General features: G+C 61.2%; 22 protein-coding genes and 2 pseudogenes. 14 read left to right on the top strand and 10 right to left on the bottom strand.

Features of this window, described 5'->3' with window-relative positions; genetic code table 11:
- Nucleotides 1–138: 138 nt before the first annotated feature.
- The 3 genes and pseudogenes from DENOEST_RS20650 to DENOEST_RS09925 all read left to right on the top strand — a co-directional run.
- Nucleotides 139–689, top strand: a pseudogene (locus DENOEST_RS20650) (AraC family transcriptional regulator); the annotation flags it as partial.
- Nucleotides 669–1,166, top strand: a complete 498-nt coding sequence (locus DENOEST_RS20645; protein WP_408640035.1) for a helix-turn-helix domain-containing protein — start codon at nucleotides 669–671, stop codon at nucleotides 1,164–1,166. The pseudogene DENOEST_RS20650 and the gene DENOEST_RS20645, both read left to right, overlap by 21 nt.
- Before the next feature lie 91 nt (nucleotides 1,167–1,257).
- The gene (locus DENOEST_RS09925) at nucleotides 1,258–1,740 is read left to right on the top strand and encodes a hypothetical protein (protein WP_145772372.1); all 483 of its coding nucleotides are present in this window, start codon (nucleotides 1,258–1,260) and stop codon (nucleotides 1,738–1,740) included.
- Here DENOEST_RS09925 and DENOEST_RS09920 read toward each other — a convergent pair whose 3' ends face one another.
- From DENOEST_RS09920 to DENOEST_RS19900, 5 genes and pseudogenes are all read right to left on the bottom strand, one after another.
- Entirely contained in the window at nucleotides 1,741–2,880 is a 1,140-nt protein-coding gene (locus DENOEST_RS09920; RefSeq protein ID WP_145772373.1) for a methyltransferase, read from the bottom strand.
- A 16-nt stretch (nucleotides 2,881–2,896) separates the two neighbouring features.
- On the bottom strand, nucleotides 2,897–4,168 hold the full coding sequence (locus DENOEST_RS09915) for a CaiB/BaiF CoA transferase family protein (protein ID WP_145772374.1): 1,272 nt from the start codon (nucleotides 4,166–4,168) through the stop codon (nucleotides 2,897–2,899).
- A 30-nt stretch (nucleotides 4,169–4,198) separates the two neighbouring features.
- On the bottom strand, nucleotides 4,199–4,699 hold the full coding sequence (locus DENOEST_RS09910; RefSeq protein WP_145772375.1) for a (2Fe-2S)-binding protein: 501 nt from the start codon (nucleotides 4,697–4,699) through the stop codon (nucleotides 4,199–4,201).
- A 32-nt stretch (nucleotides 4,700–4,731) separates the two neighbouring features.
- On the bottom strand, nucleotides 4,732–5,043 hold the full coding sequence (locus DENOEST_RS19905) for an FAD binding domain-containing protein (RefSeq protein WP_232096575.1): 312 nt from the start codon (nucleotides 5,041–5,043) through the stop codon (nucleotides 4,732–4,734).
- 93 nt (nucleotides 5,044–5,136) lie between these two features.
- A pseudogene (locus tag DENOEST_RS19900) lies at nucleotides 5,137–5,606 on the bottom strand (FAD binding domain-containing protein); the annotation flags it as partial.
- Between the two features lie 342 nt (nucleotides 5,607–5,948).
- On the opposite strand from DENOEST_RS19900, the gene DENOEST_RS09900 reads away from it, so the two are divergent.
- From DENOEST_RS09900 to DENOEST_RS09890, 3 genes are all read left to right on the top strand, one after another.
- Nucleotides 5,949–7,046, top strand: a complete 1,098-nt coding sequence (locus tag DENOEST_RS09900; RefSeq protein WP_145772450.1) for a nitronate monooxygenase — start codon at nucleotides 5,949–5,951, stop codon at nucleotides 7,044–7,046.
- Nucleotides 7,018–7,347 (top strand): hypothetical protein, encoded by a 330-nt coding sequence (locus tag DENOEST_RS09895; RefSeq protein WP_183148228.1) that lies wholly within the window; start codon nucleotides 7,018–7,020, stop codon nucleotides 7,345–7,347. The genes DENOEST_RS09900 and DENOEST_RS09895 overlap by 29 nt, the downstream gene beginning before the upstream one ends.
- 194 nt (nucleotides 7,348–7,541) lie before the next feature.
- Nucleotides 7,542–8,339, top strand: a complete 798-nt coding sequence (locus tag DENOEST_RS09890) for an electron transfer flavoprotein subunit beta/FixA family protein (RefSeq protein WP_183148227.1) — start codon at nucleotides 7,542–7,544, stop codon at nucleotides 8,337–8,339.
- Between the two features lie 84 nt (nucleotides 8,340–8,423).
- On the opposite strand, the gene DENOEST_RS09885 is transcribed toward DENOEST_RS09890, so the two are convergent.
- A complete protein-coding gene (locus tag DENOEST_RS09885; protein ID WP_145769230.1) occupies nucleotides 8,424–8,795 on the bottom strand; it encodes a hypothetical protein in 372 nt (123 codons plus the stop codon).
- Between the two features lie 42 nt (nucleotides 8,796–8,837).
- A complete protein-coding gene (locus DENOEST_RS09880) occupies nucleotides 8,838–9,890 on the bottom strand; it encodes a TIGR03617 family F420-dependent LLM class oxidoreductase (RefSeq protein ID WP_170228079.1) in 1,053 nt (350 codons plus the stop codon).
- A 184-nt stretch (nucleotides 9,891–10,074) separates the two neighbouring features.
- Here DENOEST_RS09880 and DENOEST_RS09875 point away from each other — a divergent pair, with 184 nt between their 5' ends.
- Both DENOEST_RS09875 and DENOEST_RS09870 read left to right on the top strand, forming a co-directional pair.
- Complete coding sequence (locus DENOEST_RS09875; protein WP_145769228.1) at nucleotides 10,075–10,434, top strand: hypothetical protein; 360 nt, start codon at nucleotides 10,075–10,077, stop codon at nucleotides 10,432–10,434.
- 100 nt (nucleotides 10,435–10,534) lie between these two features.
- A complete protein-coding gene (locus DENOEST_RS09870) occupies nucleotides 10,535–10,972 on the top strand; it encodes a hypothetical protein (protein WP_145769227.1) in 438 nt (145 codons plus the stop codon).
- Nucleotides 10,973–11,213: 241 nt separating this feature from the next.
- Here the strand turns inward: DENOEST_RS09870 and DENOEST_RS09865 are convergent, their stop codons facing one another.
- Nucleotides 11,214–11,954 (bottom strand): TetR/AcrR family transcriptional regulator, encoded by a 741-nt coding sequence (locus tag DENOEST_RS09865; RefSeq protein ID WP_145769226.1) that lies wholly within the window; start codon nucleotides 11,952–11,954, stop codon nucleotides 11,214–11,216.
- A 214-nt stretch (nucleotides 11,955–12,168) separates the two neighbouring features.
- On the opposite strand from DENOEST_RS09865, the gene DENOEST_RS09860 reads away from it, so the two are divergent.
- The 6 genes from DENOEST_RS09860 (at nucleotide 12,169) to DENOEST_RS09835 (ending at nucleotide 19,543) form a co-directional block, all read left to right on the top strand.
- Nucleotides 12,169–12,795: an ethylbenzene dehydrogenase-related protein gene (locus tag DENOEST_RS09860; RefSeq protein WP_170228078.1), complete on the top strand. Its 627-nt coding sequence runs from the start codon at nucleotides 12,169–12,171 to the stop codon at nucleotides 12,793–12,795.
- Between the two features lie 47 nt (nucleotides 12,796–12,842).
- Entirely contained in the window at nucleotides 12,843–13,934 is a 1,092-nt protein-coding gene (locus DENOEST_RS09855) for a 4Fe-4S dicluster domain-containing protein (RefSeq protein ID WP_197970576.1), read from the top strand.
- Nucleotides 13,924–16,812: a molybdopterin-dependent oxidoreductase gene (locus tag DENOEST_RS09850; RefSeq protein ID WP_170228077.1), complete on the top strand. Its 2,889-nt coding sequence runs from the start codon at nucleotides 13,924–13,926 to the stop codon at nucleotides 16,810–16,812. The genes DENOEST_RS09855 and DENOEST_RS09850 overlap by 11 nt, the downstream gene beginning before the upstream one ends.
- Nucleotides 16,809–17,495 carry a molecular chaperone TorD family protein gene (locus DENOEST_RS09845; RefSeq protein WP_145769223.1) on the top strand — a complete coding sequence of 229 codons (687 nt, stop codon included), beginning with the start codon at nucleotides 16,809–16,811 and terminating at the stop codon, nucleotides 17,493–17,495. The genes DENOEST_RS09850 and DENOEST_RS09845 overlap by 4 nt, the downstream gene beginning before the upstream one ends.
- Nucleotides 17,496–17,587: 92 nt before the next feature.
- Complete coding sequence (locus DENOEST_RS09840; protein WP_145769222.1) at nucleotides 17,588–19,249, top strand: ABC-F family ATP-binding cassette domain-containing protein; 1,662 nt, start codon at nucleotides 17,588–17,590, stop codon at nucleotides 19,247–19,249.
- Between the two features lie 21 nt (nucleotides 19,250–19,270).
- Nucleotides 19,271–19,543 carry a DUF2164 domain-containing protein gene (locus tag DENOEST_RS09835; RefSeq protein WP_145769221.1) on the top strand — a complete coding sequence of 91 codons (273 nt, stop codon included), beginning with the start codon at nucleotides 19,271–19,273 and terminating at the stop codon, nucleotides 19,541–19,543.
- A gap of 64 nt (nucleotides 19,544–19,607) precedes the next feature.
- Here DENOEST_RS09835 and DENOEST_RS09830 read toward each other — a convergent pair whose 3' ends face one another.
- Complete coding sequence (locus DENOEST_RS09830) at nucleotides 19,608–20,126, bottom strand: Spy/CpxP family protein refolding chaperone (RefSeq protein WP_145769220.1); 519 nt, start codon at nucleotides 20,124–20,126, stop codon at nucleotides 19,608–19,610.
- A 100-nt stretch (nucleotides 20,127–20,226) separates the two neighbouring features.
- Complete coding sequence (locus DENOEST_RS09825; RefSeq protein ID WP_170228076.1) at nucleotides 20,227–21,525, bottom strand: spinster family MFS transporter; 1,299 nt, start codon at nucleotides 21,523–21,525, stop codon at nucleotides 20,227–20,229.
- Nucleotides 21,526–21,540: the final 15 nt, after the last annotated feature.

Below are 21,540 nucleotides of genomic sequence, written 5' to 3'. Positions count from 1 at the left end.
ATCCCCTTCACAGGCCATCGGCCAGATTGAGGACCGTAGGAGAATGCCTTTAGATTTGTATCATATCTGGACATTCCAGGGAGCATCGCGGTATATTTCACCGCCTCTGCCCTTCACCTCTCCTCGCCCCCGGTTGCCATGTCCGATCACCTGAAGTCCCCCAGCCGGCTCAGTTTCTACCTGGACTGCATGCGCAGCCGGGGCTTTACGGCCGAGCAGGTGCTGGCCGGCACGGGCCTGGACCTCAACCGGCTTCAGGACCCGTCCCGGCGCATCCTGCCCGCCCAGTTCCGCCGCACCATCCAGAACATGCTGGACCTGACCGGGGACCCCTATCTGGGCATCGCCGTGGGGCGGAGTTCAAGATCAGCAACCTGGGCATCCTGGGCTATGCCGCCCTCAGTTCCGCCACCCTGAAGCAGTCCAGCGAGGTCTTCAACAAGTACGGCGCCTTGAACGACATGATCGTCCATGCCGTGGGCCATATCCAGGGCGGACGCTGGTTCTTCGAGGTGCGGGATTCCTATCTGCTGGGGGACCTGATGCGCTTCGCGGTGGAGGAGTTCATCAGCCGCACCATGGAGCTCTCTTCCAGCCTGACCAATCGGCCCTTCCCGGTACTGGAGTTGCACGTCACCTATCCGGCGCCGGCCGACCTGACGCCCTATATGCGGCGCTTCAATTGCCCCCTGTATTTCAGCCAGCCGAAGAACATCGTGGTCTTCGACATCAACCGGCTCCAGGACCCCATCAGCCTCGCCAACGAGGAGGTCTTCAAGCTCTGCGAGCGTCAGTGCCAACTGCTGGTGTCCCAAAAGGAAGACCGGGACCTGCTCTCCAACCGGATCCGCAACTACCTGGTCAAGAACCCCGGCAAGTTCCCCTCCCTCGAGGACATGGCCGAGCGCCTCAACATGGGCTCCCGCACCCTCCGCCGATGGCTCGTCCGCGAAAACGTCACCTACCAACAGATCCTCGACGACACCCGCCGCGAACTCGCCATCCAGTACCTCCAGTACACCTCCCTCACCCCCAAGGAAATCGGCTTCATCCTCGGCTACTCCTCCGTCTCCAACTTCCGTAGAGCATTCAAATCATGGACCAGCAAAAAACTCACCGACTTCAGAGACAACGACTCAGACTCGGACGACAGTGACGAGGAATGAAAATAGAGGAGTCTCTTAAGAATTTTTTAAGGAATCGGGTGCAGTCTGGCGGCCCCGTGCCGATTCCGGACTATGACCGATAGGAGACCCCATGGTTTTCAAGAAGATTCTCAGCTTGCTTATTGCTGCCGGACTGACGATGGGTGGCGCGCTGGCTGCGGATCACCACCATGAACACGACCATCATGCCGGTACATCCGCACAGCTGATGCTCCAGGAGAGCGGCGCGAAGTGGTCCACCGATGTGCCGCTGCGAAGTGGGATGGAGCAGATCCGCAAGCGGATGGGCGACTCCCTGGAGGATATCCACGCCGGCAAGCTGGCATCCCCCCAGTACGCAAAGTTGGCGCGGGAGGTGCGCGGCGACATCAACACCATCATCGCCAATTGCAAGCTCGACCCGAAAGCCGACGAGCAATTGCATCTCATCCTCGGCAGGATGCTGGCCGGCGTCGAACGGATGGGCGGCAAGTCAAAAGCCGGCAGACACCAGGGCGCCGTGGGTATCCTCAAGGCGTTGGACGATTACTCGGCATATTTCGACCACCCGGGCTGGGGGCGAATCCAGCACTGATCAATGTGTTGCGCGGACCGCCAGGCGCCAGAGGGACGTGACCTCGGCACTGCGGGCCGCGTAAAGCGGATCCTCGCGGTCGCCGGCCTTGGGATGCCGGGGCCGCACATCGATCCGCCCCAGTACGGTAAGGCCCGCCGCCGCAATGGCGGCCAGCAATTCCTCTCTGCTGCGCAGGCCCAGATGCTCGGCCAGGTCGGAGAGGATCAGCCAGCCTTCGCCACCGCTTGCCAGATGAGCGGGCAGCCCCTTGAGAAAGCCCAGCAACATGCGGCTGTCGGGATCATAGATCGCGCTTTCGACTGAAGAACTGGGCCGTGCCGGTAACCAGGGCGGATTGCAGACGACAAGGGGCGCCTTGCCCGGTGGAAACAGGTCAGCCTCCAGCACTTCCACCTGTTGTGCCAGGCCCAGGTGCGCCAGGTTCTCCCGGGCACAGGCCAGCGCGCGCGGGTCCTGGTCGGTCGCCACGATCCGGGCCACGCCGCGCTTGGCCAGCAAGGCTGCCAGCACCCCGGTGCCGGTGCCGATGTCGAAGGCCAGGGTTTGCGAAGGCAGCGGCGCCTGGGCCACCAGATCCAGATACTCGCCCCGCACCGGTGAGAACACGCCGTAATGGGGGTGGATCGCCGCTCCCAGGGCTGGAAGCACCACTCCCTTCTGGCGCCATTGGTGGGCGCCGATCAGGCCCAGTATCTCCCGCAGCGACACCAGGGATGGACCATTCGCAGGGCCATAGGCCTCCAGGCAGGCCTGTTGCACATCCGGAGAGCGACGCAGGGGGATATGGTAGTCCGCATTCAGGGGCAGGAGCAGCATCCCCAGCACCTGGGCCCGCTGGGCCTGGGCCTGGCGGTGGCAGTGAAATGCTTCACCCGGACTAGCGCTAGCCGGCTTTGGGCCCTTACGGTCGATGCGCCGTGCCAGGGCTTGCAGCACCTGGCGGGCGTTCTGGTAGTCGCCCTGCCACAGCAGGGCACTGCCTTCGCAAGCGAGGCGATAGGCGGCGTCAGCCTTGAGGCTGTCGTCGACGATCACTATCCGTCGGGGCAGCGGAGCGCCGCGCTCGGAGCGCCAGATGGCAGAGCGCTCGGCTCCACCTTCGGTCCAGCACACGGTCGGGGCGTCCGCCTCCGCCATCGGGGTTTGCAAGACTTCAGCCTTGCTGGGCTTTTTTCTTCGCCTTGCGTTCTTCCTTCAGCCGCAGCAACTCCACCCGGTCGGCCGCCAGGCCACGGGCGATCAGATCGTCGATTTCGGCGGTGCTGTAACCCAGTTCCGCCAGCAGTTCCCGGGTGTGCTCGCCCTGCATCGGAGGATGCTTCCTGACTTCGCAGGGCGTGCCATAGAAGCGGACGGGAATGCCTGTTACCTTCAACTCCCCCAGTTCCGGATGCTGGGTGGAGACGATCATCTTGTTGTGCAGGATCTGGGGATCCTGGATCACGTCCTCCACCTCGTTGATGGGAGCGGTCAGCACGTCGGCGGCGATCAGCTTCTCGACCAGCTCGTCGCGGGTGTATTGGCTGGTGCGCTCGCCCACCACCCGGTCCAACTCATCCTCGTTGGCCAGGCGGGCATTGATGTCATGGAAGCGGGGGTCGGTATCCCAGTCGGTTTCCAGGGCGCGACAGACCTTGCCGAAGAACTTCTCGCCCGGGGTGGTGATCACCACGTGCTTGCCATCCTTGGTGGGATAAACGCCGGAGGGGGCGAAGTAGAGGCTGCGGTTGCCGGTGCGCACCGGCCGGTCGCCGGTGGCGAGATAAGTGCCGATGGAACTGGCCTGGGCATGCATCAGGGCGTCCAGCAGGGACACCTCGATACGCTGGCCCTCGCCGGTCTGGTCCCGCACCCGCAGCGCCGCCATGGCGGCATTGGCCACCAGCAGCGAGGTCATTACATCCACGGCCGGGAAACCGGTGCGCACCGGGCCACCCGTGGGCTCCCCGTTCAATGTCAGCACGCCCGTGTAGCCCTGGGCCAGGAAGTCGATACCGGGCCGGCCATCGTAGGGGCCGTCGGCGCCGAAGGCCGTGACCCGGACCCAGATGATGTCCGGCTTATGGGCCTTCACCTGCTCGTAGGACAGGCCCAGTTTGGACAAGGCCGGTTCGCGGATGTTGGTGACCAGCACATCGGTGGTGGCGGCGATCTTGGCGAAGACTTTCTGGGCCTCTTCCTGTTGCAGGTCCAGTACCAGGTCGCGCTTGCTGCGGTTCAGGCTCAGATAGGGACCGCGCTGGTCGCCCCGCATCGGGCCCAGGTGACGGCTCTCATCGCCATAGTGGGATTCGATCTTGATCACGTCGGCACCCAGATCCCCCATCAGGGTGGCGCCATAGGGGCCCGCCAGCATGGTGGACATGTCTAGCACACGCAGGCCGGCCAGGGGGCCGGCGGCAAATTTGGACTTGGAATCGGTCATGATTACTTTTCGCTTGAATCGTTAAGGAGGTTAGGCAGAGGTGTTCTGAGCGTCGCGCATTTTAGAAGCGGCGAGTTTGACGGAGGCCATGATGGACTGGTAGCCGGTGCAACGGCAGAGGTTGCCGCCGAGGGCTTCCTTGATGTCGTGCTCGGAGGGGTCTGGGTTGTTACGGAGGAGTTCGAGGGTGGTCATGATGAACCCTGGGGTGCAGAAGCCGCACTGAAGGCCGTGAGCCTCGACGAAGGCCTGCTGGATAGGATGGAGGCTGCCGGTCTGGCGGTTGCGCAGGCCCTCGATGGTGGTGATCTCTGCGCCATCGGCCTGAACTGCCAGGGTCAGGCAGGAACGAGCCGAACGGCCGTTGATCAGCACGGTGCATACCCCGCAGATGCCATGCTCACAGCCCACATGGGTGCCGCCCAAGGCCAGTTCATGGCGCAGGAAATCCACCAGGGTCAGGCGGGGTTCCACGTCCCGCTCGTAGCGAGTGCCATTGACCGTGACGCTCACGGTTTGCTTTGTCGTCATCAGGAATTCCTCTTGAGTGTCGTGTGCGCTACTTACCCCAGCCGGCCGGCGGCTTCCGCCAGACAGCGCTCCAGCAGAGTCTTGACCAGTTGCCGGCGGTAGCTCGCCGAAGCGTGGATGCAGGTCATGGGTTCGACCAGTTCCGCGGCGCCGAGGGCAGCGGCGTTCGTAAAATTTGTCGCGTTCAGGGCCTGGCCCACCAAAGCCGCCTCGGCCTGGGGCAGGCGCACCGCCGTGGCATTCACCCCGAAGGCGGCGATCCGCGCTGCCGTACAGATCCCGCCACTGGCTTGCAGGGTCAGGGCCACCCCGGCCAGGGCCAGATCGCCGTTCCGGCGGGCCATCTCCTGAATCGCCCAGCCCGTCCCCGGCGCCATCACCGGCATCCGTACCTCGGTGAGAATCTCGTTTGTCTCCAGACTGGTGGTCATGTAAGTCACGAAGAACTCTTCCGCCGGAATGCTCCGCTCGCCCCCCGGACCCACGGCCTTGAATTCCATGTCCAGCACCAGGGCCACAGCCGGATACTCGGAGGCCGGATCGGCATGGGCAAAGGACCCGCCCACGGACCCCGGTTGCGGATCTGCCGATGACCCACCAGTTCCGTGGCGGCATGGAACAGGGGCTGCTTCTGCTGCACCAGGGGCGACTCCGCCGCCAGTTGCTTGGGCTCCATGGCGCCGATGACGATGGTGCCAGCGTCTTCCCGGATGCCGGTGAGTCCGGCCACCTGACGCAGATCGATCAGCACCTCGGGGCGGGCAACGCGCAGGGCCAGCATGGGCATCAGGCTCTGACCACCGGCCAGCACCTTGGCGTCGATGCCATCATCTTCGTACTGCTGGAGGAGGCGCACCGCCTCGGCCAGGGTGGCCGGAGCATGGTAGTCAAAAGGGGCCGGCTTCATCGTGGTTTCCCGAAATCAAAGGTCGAACAGGGCAAGGGGCACCGGGATTCCCCGGGGATCATGGGGACACCGCGGCTCATGGCCACAAAACACCCCAGCCGATCAATGGGAGCGTAGTCTAATGCCATCGGTGCCCCCGGCCAATCGCCGTCGATTTCACAGGACGAATCGGATCAGGACTATCCAGGTTCATTTCAGGACAGCGCCCTGCCAGAGCGCCCTTCCGGGGCAGGGAGGGGCTTCATTTTTGTGGCCGGAGCCGCTAGATTGTCGGCCTGATCCGGGTGGGGAGATTCGTCTTCCGCGCCCTCGCATCCATCGAACCCGTAAGAGGAGTTTTTCATGAGCGGTCCGCTGCATACCCAACTGTGCGAGAAACTGGGCATCGAGTATCCCGTCGTCGCCTTCACCCACTGCAAGGACGTGGCGGTAGCGGTGATCAACGCCGGCGGCTTCGCCGTCCTGGGCGAGGCCCTGCACACCCCCGACCAGATCGCCGCCGACATCAAGTGGATTCGCGAACGCATCGGCGGCAAGCCCTTCGGCATCGATCTGGTACTGCCGTCCTCCGTGGCCGAGGAACAGAGCGTCGACGAACTGCTGGCCATGATCCCCCAGGGCCATCGGGATTTCGAGCAGATGATCAAGCGGAAGTACAACGTGCCCGATCCCAAGATCGCTCCCGATATCCACCACTGGGGCGGCCTCGACCAGAAGCGCGCCCTGGCCCAGCTGGATGTGGTCTTTGACGAGCGGGTGCCGGTGTTCGCCTCCGGGCTGGGTTCCCCCGCCTTCCTGTTGAAGCGCGCTCACGATCTGGGCATGCAGGTCTGGGGTCTGGTGGGCAAGCCCCGCCAGGCCAAGAAGCAGATCGAGGCCGGCACCGACGTGATCATCGCCCAAGGCTATGACGCGGCCGGCCATACCGGCAACATCGGCACCTTCTCCATCGTGCCCCAGGTGGTGGACCAGGCCCGCGGCACCGGCGTGCCCGTGATCGCCGCCGGCGGCGTGACCACCGGCCGCCATCTGGCCGCCGCCCTGGCCCTGGGTGCCGACGGCGTGTGGACCGGCTCCCTGTGGCTGGCCTCCCGCGAATCCGACGTCAATCTGCCCCTCAAGGAGCGTCTGATCGAGGCCGAGACCGACGACACGGTCTACTCCAACTGCATCTCCGGCTACACCATGCGCACGACCCGCTCTCCCTGGCACGACGAATGGCTCAGCGATGCAGCTCCCGAGCCCCTGAAGCCGCCCCTGCAGATGATCCTGTCCTCCAACTACATCCAGGGCTCCCTGGACTACCAGCGCAAGGACCTGATGACCGAAGCCGCCGGCCAGGGCATCCACTACGTGAAGGAAATGAAGCCCGCGCGTCAGATCCTGTCCGACATCGTCGAGGAAGCCCTCGATGTCTTCGACCGCTTCGCCGACGCCTGAGGCCCCCTCGGGCGATGACCTGCCGTTCCGGAGTGGGTTCACTCCGGAATTGCAGGGCCAGCGGGCCGAGTGCGACGGCGGGCGCCCTATCGAGGGCACCAAGTATGCCGGTCGGCAGGAGTTCACCGGTACCCTGACCGGGGCCTACCGGGACTTCGGTCCCTATCCCTGGCGCTGGTACCTGCTGGCCCAACTGACCCGCAAGCCTCCAGGTTTCGCCTATGAGGCGGTCTGGTGCGATGCGGACAGCCTGACCCTGATCGACGAGAATGGCCGTCCCCTGGATGTGACCCTCGATTAACGCTCATGGAAGCCGATTTCTCGCCCCTGTCCATGAAATACGCGAAAGGCAGGAAGGCCCACCCCCTCCCGGCCTCCCCCTCTCTGGGGGAGGTGACGATGCCGGCTCGCTGCGCTCGTAAATTTGACTTGCCGTTTCAATTCGCTGTTTCAAGTTAACCCCGCCGAACCAGATTTATCCCGGAGATTCTCCCTATGCGTATCGTGGTGTGTGTGAAGGAAGTGCTGGACCCCAACGCGGTCAATAACTACGTGCTGGCCGGCAACCTCAAGTTCGCCGCCGACGGCAAGACCCCAGAGGCCGCCGCGGTGCCGCGCCTGATCAACGGCTTCGACGAGCAGGCCATGGAGGCCGCCCTGCGCCTGCGGGATGCCGGCGCCGAGTTCACCCTCGTCGCCGTTTCCATCGGGCAGGACCTGAAGGATCTTCTCAAGCATTGCGCCGCCCTGGGCGCCGACGAGATCGTCGCCATCGACCCCGGCAGCACCGCACTCGACGGCCAGGTCATCGCCAACCTGATCAGCGCCTATGTGAAATCCTCCGGCGGCGCCGATCTGATCCTCTGCGGCCGTCAGGCCTCCGACGACGATCAGGGCGTGGTGCCCATCCTCATCGCCGAGCAGCTGGGCATGGCCGTGGCGCCCCTGGCCCGGGCCGTCGAACTCAACGGCAGCACCCTCAAGGTCACCCGCGCCACCCCCGATGGCGACGAGGTGGTGGAAGGCCAGACCCCTGCGGTGATCACCGTCAGCAACGAGCTGGGCACCCCCCGCTTCCCCTCCGCCAAGGCCAAGATGGCCGCCCGCAAGATGGCCCCCACCGAACTCGCCGCCAGTTCGCTGCTCCCCGCCGACAAGCTCCAGCCCCTCGTGGTCCTCACCAAACAGTTCGTCCCCGAGGTCCAGGGCAATTGCGAGTTCATCTCCGGCAGCTCCCCCGCCGACATCGCTCAGCAACTCCTCACCAAGCTCCGCAGCGAAAAAATCATCTGAGCTGAACTCCTCTCCATAAATACAAAGCCGGCCTCCCTTTCAGGGCGCCGGCTTTTTCGCTTCCTGATCAGCCTGAGGGTGGAATCAGAGGTTGTGGCACACCGTGCACAGGGTGGCGGCATCCAGGCGCAGGAATACGCTGGCGGATGCCGCCGATCTGGTGGCAGGGGATTCACCATGGCAGGAGCCGCAATCCACTACCCGCTGAGCGCCGAACAATCGCGGCTCCGCAGCATCCGGACTACCGTTGCCATTCCGGTCGTAAAACCAGAGACCTTCGAGACAACCCGTGGGTTGATGAAAGGCGCCGGTAGCGGGCAGGGGGCGGCCGATGGGATGATGCCGGGGCCCCATGTCGGCCTTGTTTTCGTCAATGACGTAGGGCGAGCCGCAATCGTCGTTTGCGGTAGCCGTCAGGGATATTGATGCGAGCAGGGCCATCAGCAATATGCGCATGATCATTCCTCCCGTGCCATTAGCGGCGCCCGTTTCCAGACTTCAGACCACCTGCTTCAAGGCCGGCAGCATACGCCCAAGGCTGACGAACTGCTGGCGCTGCCGTTGCTGCAATTCGGCGTAGGGAGGACCGAAAACCACATTGACCGTATTCACGATGCCGGAATAGCGGGCGGTCAGTTTTCCGGGAAGCTCTTCGTGGAGACCCATGATGGCGAAGGTATCCAGCATTTCGTCTGTCACCAGGGCAGGCATTTCCTCCCAGCGGTTGGCCTGGGACAGTTTCACCAGTTCCTCGCCGATTTCGCCCCAGCCATGATGCTCCATCACCGCCGAATAGGTTCGCGTGGCAGCGTAGAAGGAGATGTGCTTGCGGATCAGTTTCTTGGATTCCTCGAACTCCTCCTCGGTCCTGCCGGTGATGAAAAAGGGATTGATCGCGAATTCCACTGCGCTGATGTCGCGGCCGGCCCGGGCCGCGCCCTCGGCCACGGCGGGACGGATCACGTCCCGGATATAGGCGGGCGTGTTGAGGGGATGCATGCGCACGCCGTCCCCCAACTCGCCGGCGAGCCGGCAGTTGTATTGATTGACTGCCGCGACGTGGATGGGGACCGTGCTGATCCCCTCGATGGGGCCGGGGTTGAAGAAGGAGTTGCAGAGGGTGAACTGGTAGTGCTCTCCCTTGAAGTCGGGTTTCTCGCCGGTACTGAAGTGTCGAAAGATGGCCTTCATGCAGAGGATGTATTCCCGCAACCGGGGACCGGGAGGGGAGGGCCAGGGAGTCGAGTAGCGTCGCTCGTTGTGGCCCTTGACCTGGGTACCCAACCCGAGGACAAAGCGGCCGCCCGAGAAACGTTGCAGGTCCCAGGCCATCTGGGCGGTGACGAAGGGACTGCGCGGAAAGGAGATGGCGATGCCGGTGCCGATGCGGGCGCGCCGGGTGTGTTCCGCCAGGATCATCTGGGGCAGGAAGGGGTCATGACCGGCTTCCGGCACCAGGATGCTGTCGTAGCCCAGTTCGTCCAGTTCCCGGGCATGCCGGGCCAGTTCTTCTATGGAGGGCGGGGCGGTGATGGTGGCTTCGATCTTCACAATATCTCCTTTGACGGTGCTGACAGGGGAGGGGGAGCCTTGACGTCCGACACTGTTTTCATTCTAAGGAGCGATTCTGGGTATGGATCAACTCCTTTGAATCTCGGATGGGGACGATGATGGATCATTTGGGGACCGGAGCCATGCTTAAATAGGCTGGGGAATCCAACGCGGAGACAAACTGATGGGCCATACGAAATCCAGGGAAGTCGCGCTTGCGGTCAAGACCACCGAGGCCTTGCTGAAAGGGCTTGATGATCTGCGTCATGCCTGGAAAAACGATCCCTCATCGGTGCCGAGGGGGCTGTCATGCTCGGAGTCCAAGGAAGGTCAGTTTGTCCTGGTGGCGGCGGAGTCGGCCTTCGTCACGCTTCCCGGGGCCTGCGTCATCAAGGGCATCGGCGCGATAGAACTCGCCGGTGCCGAACCCGCCTTCGAGGAGGGCGCCAATTCCAAGGCCTTGATCTTGAAAGCCACGCCTGAGGGTTGGAAGTTTTCCGTCAAGTTCGTACCGCCCATCATTCGCGAGAGAAATACAAAGTGAATGCTTTGCGGGTCTGCTGAACCGGTAAATGATGGTTTCGGGTCCCTTGATCGCGGCAACATGTCCTGGTTGCTGTCCCCGGCACGGTAGAATCCCGACCATGGGTATCCTTGTCAATATAATTGCTGCCGAAGAGGACGAGGTCGAGTCCATTGGCGAATCGCTGCAACCCGTCTCCGAATGGAGCGGTATCGAACTGCGTGATCTAAGTATCGCCAAGATCGCAACGATCCACTGTCTGCTGACGGGTGATCTGTTCGACGATGCGGCCGCCCTTTACGATCCGATCTATATTTCCGCCGCCGAGGGAGCGCTGGTGTTGCGGCTGGCCGACGAGATGCTGGAGCGTCTGGTAGAACTCGATGAGGATGGTCTGGAGGCGGTCACTGCGGAGCTGACCGAAACCGAGGAGTTCGAGTCCGCCGGCTGGGGCGATGATGCGATTGCAGACATGCTTGCCGACCTGGCTGATCTGGCCCGTCTGGCCGAGGACCAGGGGCAGGGGCTGTTTGTCTGGATGCACCCCCTGCGTACCTGAAGCGCCGGCCGTCGAAAATCAGCCTAATCAAGCTGGTCCTAATCAATACGCTACAACGCTTGCCAGCATCAAAAGTAGTGGTAGAGAGTCATAACGACCAGTTTCGCAGGCACCTTGTCCAATACCAGGGGCAAGTTCTCCATCAAGTAATGGTGGGAAGCCCAAAACCGACCTGGTTCTCAATGGCGATGCCTGGTCCTCGATGAACTGCATATGAACTGTCGACTGACAGTGAGGCGATTCATTGCGGGGCTGCAGCCTTTCCTAGAATGCCGTCAATGATGCTGAGCAGCCCCTGTGCGAAGCCCTCACCGCCAAAATGGGTCGCCAAGTGTGGCGCCGCTTCCACCACGTAGGGATAGGTGCTCTGGGGCAGACTGGCAAATCCGTGGCGGCGCTGCCGCCGCAACTCCGCAAGGACAGCTTTTGACTCCCTGTACTGCCCCAGCACGACGCTATCCATCAGCATCACGCTACCCAGCGTATAAGCCATCAGGCCGTAGAAAAGGCGCGTCGCATCGGCACTACCTATGCCAGCTTCTCGTAGGCGCTGCAACACCTGCTCCAGTACGAGCACGGCGTTGCTGCCCGAATAGGTGGCACCCGCCAGGAGGGGAATAATGCCCGGGTGTTCGCAAAGCGCCTGGTGCATGGCGCCAAAGGTTCGGCCCAGCCAGTGGTGTAGGTCTGCTTCCGTGTGGTTGGTGACCTGATAATCCCCCACCACCAGGTCCACCAGGGTGTTCTCGATGGCAGCCTTGTTCTCGAAGTGCCGATAGACGGCCATCGGTGTGACCCCCAGCGCTTGAGCCAGATTGCGCACTGTGAGCCCTGTCAGGCCCAATTCATCGACGATGGTCAGCGCAGTCCGCTGAATCGTGCTGCGGGAAAGGGGCTCAGCGCGACGGCGGCGGTTCTCGACTGACGGACTACTGCGGTTGGTTTTCTTTGATCCGGCAGCCAGCCTATTTTTGGCGCTCATACATCGTGTCCACGGTAATACCTGAAAAGCTCATCCCAACGGTGGAATGGTCTGATTATAACAGTTGCCCTCATTAAGGTAGATATGTTGACGATGTAGTGTTCATTGTATACATTGAGCGCAAAACGTATTGCTGAGATGTTGTGTCAGGTCGTAACACCGTCAGTCCACTCACGGAGAAATTATGTTCAAGGTACCGCGCGTCAATCTGCCCATGGCGGAGATTTATGCCCCCAATGCAGCACTTTGGCATCGCCTGCCCAGCGTGAAAATCAAACTCATGGCAGCCCCTGTGGCGATGCAGCCGTCGAAATATGTCCAGGCGAAATGGAAGGATGAGAGATTTGGTCAGTTGCGTGTCTTGGGTTTCCAGGCGGCGCACGACGGGACCGAGTTAGCCCTGCGTCTGGAATGGCAGACCGACGAGCCGCCCCGGCGGACGCATCAGGACAACAATGAGTTTCCGGATGCCGCCGCGCTGCTTTTTCCGCTCCATGAGCATGCGCCGATTTTCATGGGTGCCCAGGATGCACCGGTCAGTATCTGGCACTGGAAGGACAACGGTGCGCCCACGGCAGCGGTTAACCTCGCCCAGGGCATCGGCAGCAGCACCGTGCAGCCTGAGCAGAACATTAGCGTTGCCGCGCAATGGCAGGATGGGCACTGGCAGGTTGTGTTCAGGCGGCTCCTGATGCCGCCCCCGATTATCACTAGTCAGCCGGGTTTCGTACTGAATACACCGCAACGCATCGGCTTTGCCGTATGGGATGGGTATCGTCAGGAGCGGGCCGGCCTAAAGGCCTTTTCGCCCAACTGGACCGAATTTTCCCTGGCGACTTGAGCTGGCCGCCCGCCTGCAAGTTCAATCAATGACTGCGAGGATTTCTCATGAGTGATCATTCCACCATCGGCCGCGAACTCAACGGCGAAATAGTGAAACCAAAGCGGCAGTTGGCCATGGTTTTTGACCTGAACAAATGCCTCGGCTGTCACACCTGTTCCATCGCCTGCAAGACCCAATGGACCAACAAGGAAGGCATGGAAGGCCAGTGGTGGTCGGTCGTAAATACCATGCCCGGTAAGGGCACACCCAAGGGCTGGGAGCAGATGGGCGGTGGTTTCGAGCCCGACGGCAAGGCCCGTCCGGGGATTATTCCGATTCGTCAGGAACACGGTGATGCCTGGAAGTTCAATCACAAGGAGGTGATGTTCGAAGGTGGTGGCAAGACCTCCCATCTGCACCCCATGACGTTTGACGACAAGGATCCCAATTGGGGACCCAATTGGGACGAAGACCAGGGGGACGGCGAGTATCCGAACTCCTACTATTTCTATCTGCCTCGTCTTTGCAATCATTGCACTCATCCCGCCTGTGTCGAGGCTTGCCCCCGGGGCTCCATCTACAAGCGAGAGCAGGATGGCGTCGTGCTGATTGACGATACCAAATGCAAGGGCTTCCGTTTCTGCATGGAAGCCTGCCCCTACAAACGAATCTACTTCAACCACGTGCGTCAGGTGAGCCAGAAGTGCATTTTCTGCTATCCCCGGGTCGAGGCCGGTGTGGCACCAGCCTGTGCCCGTCAGTGCCCGGGCCGGTTGCGTTTCGTCGGTTATCTGGATGACGAAACGGCACCCATCCACAAGCTGATCTACAAGTACAAGGTCGCCCTGCCGTTACATGCCGAATATGGTACTCAGCCCAATGTCTATTACATTCCTCCACTGTCCCCTCCGGAAGTCGATATGTCCGGCAATGTGAAGGAGGGCACTCACCGCATACCTACCGACTATCTGCGTACCTTGTTCGGCCCCAACGTCGACAGTGCCCTGGCGACCATGGAAAAGGAAATGGAGAAGAAGCGCGCTGGCGAAAAATCGGAATTGCTGGACACGCTGATCGTCTACGAATGGCCCAAAGACATATTTCCTGACTTCATCAAGAGCCCGGCCGATGTTCCTGGAGATTTCCATGCTCGATAAGAGTCGTCGCAAACTCATCATTGGTGGTGGTGCCGCCCTCGCGGGCGGTGGCCTGCTGCTTTCTCTCAAACAGCTGGAATGGGTCGGTGGTGACGGCATGATCGTCCTGAGCGCACCACCGCATGGCGCGGCGCCGGCCTACACCACGTTTGAGGATATATATCGAAAACAGTGGACCTGGGACAGCGTGGCAAAGTCCACCCATTTTGTGAACTGCTGGTATCAGCGCGGTTGCTCCTGGGATGTATTCGTCAAGGACGGCATCGTCTGGCGTGAAGAACAGGCCGGCAAATACAAGCAGATCGACCCCAATGTGCCCGACTACAATCCACGGGGATGCCAGAAGGGGGGCTGCTACAGCCAGAAAATGTATGACGAGGGCCGCATTAAATACCCCATGAAGCGTGTTGGCGCCCGTGGTGATGGGCGCTGGAAACGCATCACCTGGGAGGAGGGATTGCAGGAGATCGCCGACAAAATCATTGATGTGATGGTGTCCGATGGGCCAGGCTCCATTGTCTGGGATATGGGCACTGCCAACACCGGCGGCTGCAATGGCACTGGCGTCCATCGCAGTGGCCATGTGCTTGATACCCCTATCCTGGATATCAACAGCGACGTGGGCGATCATCATCCTGGCGCTCAGGCCACCGTGGGCAAGATTACCTTCTCGGGCTCCATGGATGATCTGTTCTATTCCGATTTGATTCTGATCTGGGGCGGTAATCCCATCTATACCCAGATTCCGAATGCCCACTTTCTCAATGAGGCACGTTACAACGGCGCGCATATCATTACTATTGCGCCCGATTACAACGCCTCTTCGATCCACGCCGACACCTGGATTCCGGTCAATGTCGGCACCGACGCTGCACTGGGGCTGGCCTTGTGCCATGTTATCGTGGAGGAGGGCCTGGAAAATCGGGCATTCATAGCGGAGCAGACTGATCTGCCGCTGCTGGTCCGCAAAGATACCGGCCTGTTTCTGCGCGGTAGCGATATGGAGACTGGAGGTGCGGAAGATCGTTTCTACTTCCACGACATGGCGAGCGGGGAAATGCGCATCTGCCCTCACAAGTCGCTGGCCTTGGAGGGTGCCCAGCCAGCTCTGGAGGGAGAGTTTCCGGTCAAGACCTTGAGTGGTCTGGTCACGGTAACCCCGGTATTCTCCCTGCTCAAGCGGCAGTTGGTCGATTACACGCCGGAGAAAGCCTCGGCCATCACCGGCATCGGTACCGAAACCATCCGCAAATTGGCTCGCCGCATCGCCAAGGCTAAGGCGGCCACGATGGTGACCCAGTCAGTTTTCTCCAAGTTCTACCATGGTCTGGAAATGGAACGCTGTCAGATCCTGGTGCTCACTCTTTGCGGCCAGATGGGCAAAAAAGGCAGTGGCATTATTGGATTTCCTGCCATGACCATTGCCGGCACCGAGACTATCAATGTCTCCGATGCCGACTACTCGCCCAAGATCGGTGCCCTACTGCTGAAACTCAAGGCTGCACCCAAGTTCATCAAGTCCAAGATGGCTGGCATGACCGACGAGATGATCATCTACGATCTGGTGCGAGAGGCCTACCGGCAAGGTGGTTATATCGCCAGCAATTTGTTCTGGTATCAGGTGGGCTTGGGTAAGCTGATCGGCAGCGCTGCACAGTATGACCCTACTATGAAGCGGGAACTGGATTCTTTCCTCCAGGAGGCCTACGACAAGGGCTGGCAGATTCGGCCACCGAAAAACCGTCAGCGCATTTTTCTTGAAGTAGGGGGCAACATCCTGCGTCGCACCCGGGGCTACAACCAGCTCTACGAAACCTTTATCAAGGATCTGGATCTGCTGGTCACCTTCGATTGGCGCATGAGTAACACCGCGCTCCACAGTGACTACGTTTTCCCCGCCGCCGGCTGGTACGAGAAAAACGATATTACATGGGCGACGCCCCTCGCACCTTATGCTCACATTATCAGCCAGGCCGTGCCGCCAATTGGTGAGTCAAAGTCAGATTGGGCCTTTACCTGCCTGCTGCAGAAGACCATCCAGAAGCGGGCCAAAGAACGCGACATCAAGACCTTTGTGGATCGTGCCGGCAAGACCCGCCGCCTGGACCAGGTCTACGATGAGTTCAGTTTCAAGGGTCGTTATGACGAAAACAGCGACGAGAAGGTGATGACCGACTTGCTGGAGATGACAACCAATCTCGGTGGTATCAGTTGGGCCGAAATCAAGAAAAAGGGATTTGCCCGTTATACCGACCTAGGCATGAGTTTCATCAACATCGGTAATGCCACTGATATCAAGCCCGATGCCACCATTACCGCAAATACCTGGCATACGGACAAAAAGCTTCCCTGGCCCACCCTGACCCGACGTATCCAGTTCTATATCGACCATCCATTTTTCATGGAGCAGGGGGAGCAACTGCCGATCCACAAAGACAGTCCGCGCCTTGGCGGCAACTATCCTCTGCATCTGACTCAGGGCCATACACGTTGGTCGATCCATGCCAGCTGGCGAGATCACCACAATTTGTTGCGACTGCAGCGGGGCGAACCCATCATTCTGATCAATGTCGAGGATGCCAAGCGCCGCCACATCAAGGATGGTGAGCGGGTGCGGGTATATAACGACATCGATTCGTATGAAATCATGGCCAAGATCGCACCCAGTCTGCGGCCGGGACAGGTGATGCAATACCATGCCTGGGAGCCCTACCAGTTCAAGAATGGCAAGTCCTACGCGGCCGTAACGCCCAACCCGATCAACCCCCTGCAGGTGGCAGGGGGGTATTTCCACCTCCAGCCCCTGCCTGAGGCCGCCACACCTGGTCCGTCAGACCGCGATACCCGGGTCGAGATCGAAAGGATAGCCCGAGCATGAGTCAGCCCATTACTCTCCATCGGATGCTGTCCGACGAGCGCAGCGCCCCACTGCCCGAGCCCCTGGCAGTGAGCATGGGCCGCGGCTGGCTGTTGTTGGCAAAATTGTTCGACCACCCGGACGCGGCCCTGATCCAGGCTTACGCGAGTGGCAGGTTGCGGCAGCAGGTTCTGGAAATATTCACGGCCATCGATCCGGCCTTGGTCAGCGCTTTGGGGGAGAACGCCTTCGTCGGCGAGACAGACCCGGACGCCTTGGCGAGCGATTACAGCCGGCTGTTCTACCTGGGGGAGCGGGACACTCCCCTATGCTCTCTGCACGAGGGCGAACACCGGGGCCATCGCATGGAAGTTATGGAAGAAGTGCTTCGCTTCTACAAACATTTCGGCCTGGTCATTGCCCGAAGTCCCAACGAAATGCCCGACCATCTGGTGAGCGAATTGGAATTCCTCCACTTTCTTTCCTTCCAGCACGCCCGCTACCAGAAGCATGGACAGAATGGCAGCGCCTTTCAACGGGCCGGAGCCGACTTCCTGACGCGCCACGCCGGCCGCTGGATGCCCGACATCCATGCAAGCCTCGTCGCCGCGGGCGGCCATCCGCTCTATCAGGATGCGAGTCATTTGCTTGCCCTGTTTGTGCAACGGCAACTGGCGCTTGGCGGGGCCAACTCGATCTCGTAGCGCCTGGCATGGGCGGTGGCCAGCGCTGAAATTTCCGTAGGCGCCGCCGGCTGCGCTGGCTATCATGCGCATCCCCCAAGAGTCGCTTCCCCATGATCATCCTCAAAAATGTCACCTTGCGCCGTGGCGCCAAGGTATTGCTGGACAACACCTCGGTCACCCTCAATCCCGGCGAGAAGGTCGGCCTGGTGGGCCGCAACGGTGCCGGCAAGTCCACCCTGTTCGGTTTGCTCAACGGCACGCTCCATGAAGACGGTGGCGATTACTCGATTCCCCGGCAGTGGCGCATGGCCCAGGTGGCCCAGGACATGCCGGAAACCGAACAGAGTGCGACGGCTTTCGTCATCGAGGGAGACACCGTGCTGCTGGCGGCCCAGGCCGAGGTGGATGCCGCCGAAGCCAGCGACGACGGCATGCGCATGGCCCATGCCTACATGGAACTCAACGATGCCGGCGCCCACGATGCCGAAGCCCGCGCCCAGGCCCTGATCCTCGGTCTCGGCTTCAAGGTCTCCGAGCTGAACAATCCGGTGAATAGTTTCTCCGGCGGCTGGCGCATGCGGCTGCAATTGGCTCGGGCCCTGATGTGCCCCTCCGACCTGCTGCTGCTGGACGAGCCCACCAATCACCTGGATCTGGATGCGCTGGTGTGGCTGGAAGCCTGGCTCAAGCGCTACGCCGGCACCCTGATCATGATCAGCCACGACCGGGAATTCCTCGACGCCATCACCCAGGTCACCCTGCACATCGACAATGCCAGGCTGGTGCGGTACGGCGGCAACTACAGCGCCTTTGAAGACATGCGGGCCGAGCAGATGCTGTTGCAGCAGTCGGCCATGGCCCGCCAGCAGGAAAAGATCGCTCACCTGCAAAAGTTCATCGACCGATTCAAGGCCAAGGCCAGCAAGGCCAAGCAGGCCCAAAGCCGGGTCAAGGCTCTGGAACGGATGGAAAAGATCGCTCCGGTACTGGCCGACGCCGAATTCAACTTTGAGTTCCATGAACCCCTCAACCTGCCCAATCCGATGCTGTCCATGTCCACCACCAGCATCGGCTACCCGCCCCTGGCGGAGGCGCCGCCGGGCACACCGCCCACGGTCATCGTGCGCAACATCAATCGTTCGGTGCACGCTGGTCAGCGCATCGGCATCCTTGGCGCCAACGGTCAGGGCAAGTCCACCCTGGTCAAGACCATCGCCCGGGCCTTAGCGCCCATCAGCGGCGAAGTCACCGAAGGCCGCGGCCTCAATATCGGCTATTTTGCCCAGCAGGAACTGGACGTGCTGCGGCCCCAGGACACCCCTCTGGAACACATGATTCGCCTCGCCAAGGAAACCATCGCCGCCGGCCGCAGTGGCTATGTGGCGGGCCGGGAGCAGGACCTGCGCAACTTCCTGGGTACCTTCAATTTCAGCAACGATATGGTCAAGCAGCCGGTCGGTACCATGAGCGGCGGCGAAAAAGCGCGCCTGGTACTGTGCATGATCGTCTGGCAACGTCCCAATCTGTTGTTGCTGGACGAGCCCACCAACCACCTGGACCTGTCCACCCGCGAAGCTCTCAGCGTGGCCCTCAACGAATTCGAGGGCACGGTGATGCTGGTCAGCCACGACCGCGCCCTGCTGCGCTCGGTCTGCGACGAATTCTGGCTGGTTTCCCGGGGTGGTATCGAGTCTTTCGACGGCGATCTGGATGATTACCAGCGTTACCTGCTGGATGAAGCCAAACGCAGTCGGGAAGCCGACACCGATTGATTTTCACGGCACCCTACCCAAATGACCATTGATATCCCCAGGGACACACGCACGGAAGCCATCGCTTCCATCGAACGGTATTTTCAGGAAAACATGGAGGAGCGGATCGGCAATGTCACTGCCGGGGCATTGCTGAATTTCTTCCTGGAGGAGATCGGCCCGGTCATCTACAACAAGGCGGTGGCGGATGTGCAGGAGCGCCTACAGACCAGGGTCATGGAACTCGACATCGAGTTTCATGAAGACGAACTTCAGTACTGGCGCAAGTCGGATCGTCAGCGCAAGGGCCGGTGAGCAGGGCGGTGCCCCATGGCTCCGGTCCGGGTAGACCGGAGCCATGATTCAGGAAGGCTGAGCCTTACTTGGCCCCGGGCCTGGCCTCGCGCCGGGCCTTTTTGTGCTCGGCGAATTTCTTCCAGGGCGCCAGGCTCTCCTGGTCGAAAATCTTCTGTTGTTCCGGACTCAGCTTGGCATAAAAGGCTTTCAGTGCCTGGAGGCGGGCGCCCATGTGCTCTTGGCGCTGCTTCATCTGATCCATCATCTTTTCCATGCGTGCCGGCGCGGACAGTTTCTCCAACTCCGCCCAATCGGGACGCATGCCCTCGGCCGGAGGTTGATGGGCTGCGGTCAGGGCCTTCCAGGCTTCCTCCTGGTCGGCATTCAACTTGAGTTTGTCATGGAGGGCCTTGTGGTGGGCGTCGTGCCGCTCCTGCATGCGCTTGTACATTCTGTCGTGACCACCGCCGCCATCGTGACAGGGCATGCCGTATCCGGCTGGGGCATCCTTCTTTGGGGAGGCAGGTTCAGCAGCCTGAGCGGAAAAACCGGCGATCAGCCCCGCCAGGCCGAGAGATAGCAAGGTTCTGGGCAATTTCATGATGAACTCCTTGGGTGGTGATTGACCACGGCAACGATAGCCCGATTGCCCCGATGCCGATAGTCGCTTCAGGTAAGCAGGTGTAAGAAATTATTGCCATTCACCCTTTGCTGTTGGCCAGGTCTTCCTTCAGGGTCCGCGCGGCCTGCCAGAACAGCAGACTGGCCATACCGCCCAGCAGGCCCACCACCAGCATTGAGTAGCGGATCGCCAGGGGGCCATGCATGGCGCCAAAATAGTAATCGTTGAGCAGGCCCACTGTCAGGGGACCCAGGCCCAGGCCCACCATGTTGACCACGAACAGCAGGATGGCTGATGCCGTGGCCCGCATGCGCAACTGCACCAGACCCTGCACCATGGAAAACATCGGTCCCACGTACATGGCGCCCAGGGCGTAGAAGGGGATGAAGCAGAGCAGGGCCAGGGACTGGTCCGGGATCAGGGTGAAACCGACCACGAAGGGGATGGCCAAGGCTGATTGCAGTGCAGGCAGACGCATGTACCAACGGGCATCCCGAGTGCCCATGCGGTCTGCCAGACGCCCCCCAAAATAGGCCCCGAAACAGCCGGCCAGACCGATGATCCAGCCCATGCTGACGCCGATCTCGGTCCAGGGCATGTGGTGCACCCGGGACAGGAAGGTAGGGCCCCAGGTCAGGACGCCATAGCCCGAGAGGGATTGCACCGAGGCGCCGAGGGCGATGAAGACGAAGGCCCGGCGACCCAGCAGGTAGCGGATGACTTCTTTCAGGGGCACGGCTTCTTCACGGATTTCATGGGTCCGATGTTCGGAAAGCCCCCGGGGAACTTCTCGCACCGTCAGGGCCACCAGAACGGCCAGCAGGATGCCCGGCAGGCCCACCACAAGGAAGGCCATGCGCCAGCTGTAGTGGCTCACCAGATAACCGCCGGCGAGGAAGGCGATGGCGGCACCGATATAGACCCCCCAGGCATAGATGGACAGCGCCGTGGCCCGTTTCGACGGCGGAAAATAGTCGGCGATCAGGGAATGGGCCGGTGGGTTGCCACCGGCTTCTCCCACACCCACCAGAACGCGCAGCAGGGACAGCTCGGTAAAATTGCGAGCCATACCGCAGGCGGCGGTCATGGCGCTCCATATGGTCAGCGAAAGCGCGATGATGAACTTGCGGGAGCTGCGGTCGGCCCAGCGGGCGATGGGAATGCCGGCCAGGGTATAGAACACCACGAAGGTGAAACCGGTGAGCAGACCCATGGCGGTATCGGAGACGCCGAACTCCTGCTTGATGGGTTCGATCAGCATGGACAGGATTTGCCGGTCGATGAAATTGAACACATATACCAGGGTCAGTAGGGCCAGCACGTAGTGGGCGTAGGCCGGACTTACTGGCTTTGGAGAGCAGGGGGTGGGTTCTGTCATGGTTGTGTCAATTTC

It is taken from the genome of Denitratisoma oestradiolicum (assembly GCF_902813185.1).
Classification (GTDB): domain Bacteria; phylum Pseudomonadota; class Gammaproteobacteria; order Burkholderiales; family Rhodocyclaceae; genus Denitratisoma; species Denitratisoma oestradiolicum.
The sequence above is the reverse complement of the archived record's forward strand: the minus strand, read 5'-3'. Positions and strand labels throughout refer to the sequence as shown.

Excerpts from the sequence above, each read along its gene's own strand:
- DENOEST_RS20645 (WP_408640035.1), top strand. The coding sequence starts at position 669 with ATGCGGCGCTTCAATTGCCCCCTGTATTTCAGCCAGCCGAAGAACATC.
- DENOEST_RS09925 (WP_145772372.1), top strand. The coding sequence starts at position 1,258 with ATGGTTTTCAAGAAGATTCTCAGCTTGCTTATTGCTGCCGGACTGACG.
- DENOEST_RS09920 (WP_145772373.1), bottom strand. The coding sequence starts at position 2,880 with ATGGCGGAGGCGGACGCCCCGACCGTGTGCTGGACCGAAGGTGGAGCC.
- DENOEST_RS09915 (WP_145772374.1), bottom strand. The coding sequence starts at position 4,168 with ATGACCGATTCCAAGTCCAAATTTGCCGCCGGCCCCCTGGCCGGCCTG.
- DENOEST_RS09910 (WP_145772375.1), bottom strand. The coding sequence starts at position 4,699 with ATGACGACAAAGCAAACCGTGAGCGTCACGGTCAATGGCACTCGCTAC.
- DENOEST_RS19905 (WP_232096575.1), bottom strand. The coding sequence starts at position 5,043 with ATGGCCCGCCGGAACGGCGATCTGGCCCTGGCCGGGGTGGCCCTGACC.
- DENOEST_RS09900 (WP_145772450.1), top strand. The coding sequence starts at position 5,949 with ATGAGCGGTCCGCTGCATACCCAACTGTGCGAGAAACTGGGCATCGAG.
- DENOEST_RS09895 (WP_183148228.1), top strand. The coding sequence starts at position 7,018 with ATGTCTTCGACCGCTTCGCCGACGCCTGAGGCCCCCTCGGGCGATGAC.
- DENOEST_RS09890 (WP_183148227.1), top strand. The coding sequence starts at position 7,542 with ATGCGTATCGTGGTGTGTGTGAAGGAAGTGCTGGACCCCAACGCGGTC.
- DENOEST_RS09885 (WP_145769230.1), bottom strand. The coding sequence starts at position 8,795 with ATGCGCATATTGCTGATGGCCCTGCTCGCATCAATATCCCTGACGGCT.
- DENOEST_RS09875 (WP_145769228.1), top strand. The coding sequence starts at position 10,075 with ATGGGCCATACGAAATCCAGGGAAGTCGCGCTTGCGGTCAAGACCACC.
- DENOEST_RS09870 (WP_145769227.1), top strand. The coding sequence starts at position 10,535 with ATGGGTATCCTTGTCAATATAATTGCTGCCGAAGAGGACGAGGTCGAG.
- DENOEST_RS09865 (WP_145769226.1), bottom strand. The coding sequence starts at position 11,954 with ATGAGCGCCAAAAATAGGCTGGCTGCCGGATCAAAGAAAACCAACCGC.
- DENOEST_RS09860 (WP_170228078.1), top strand. The coding sequence starts at position 12,169 with ATGGCGGAGATTTATGCCCCCAATGCAGCACTTTGGCATCGCCTGCCC.
- DENOEST_RS09855 (WP_197970576.1), top strand. The coding sequence starts at position 12,843 with ATGAGTGATCATTCCACCATCGGCCGCGAACTCAACGGCGAAATAGTG.
- DENOEST_RS09850 (WP_170228077.1), top strand. The coding sequence starts at position 13,924 with ATGCTCGATAAGAGTCGTCGCAAACTCATCATTGGTGGTGGTGCCGCC.
- DENOEST_RS09845 (WP_145769223.1), top strand. The coding sequence starts at position 16,809 with ATGAGTCAGCCCATTACTCTCCATCGGATGCTGTCCGACGAGCGCAGC.
- DENOEST_RS09840 (WP_145769222.1), top strand. The coding sequence starts at position 17,588 with ATGATCATCCTCAAAAATGTCACCTTGCGCCGTGGCGCCAAGGTATTG.
- DENOEST_RS09835 (WP_145769221.1), top strand. The coding sequence starts at position 19,271 with ATGACCATTGATATCCCCAGGGACACACGCACGGAAGCCATCGCTTCC.
- DENOEST_RS09830 (WP_145769220.1), bottom strand. The coding sequence starts at position 20,126 with ATGAAATTGCCCAGAACCTTGCTATCTCTCGGCCTGGCGGGGCTGATC.
- DENOEST_RS09825 (WP_170228076.1), bottom strand. The coding sequence starts at position 21,525 with ATGACAGAACCCACCCCCTGCTCTCCAAAGCCAGTAAGTCCGGCCTAC.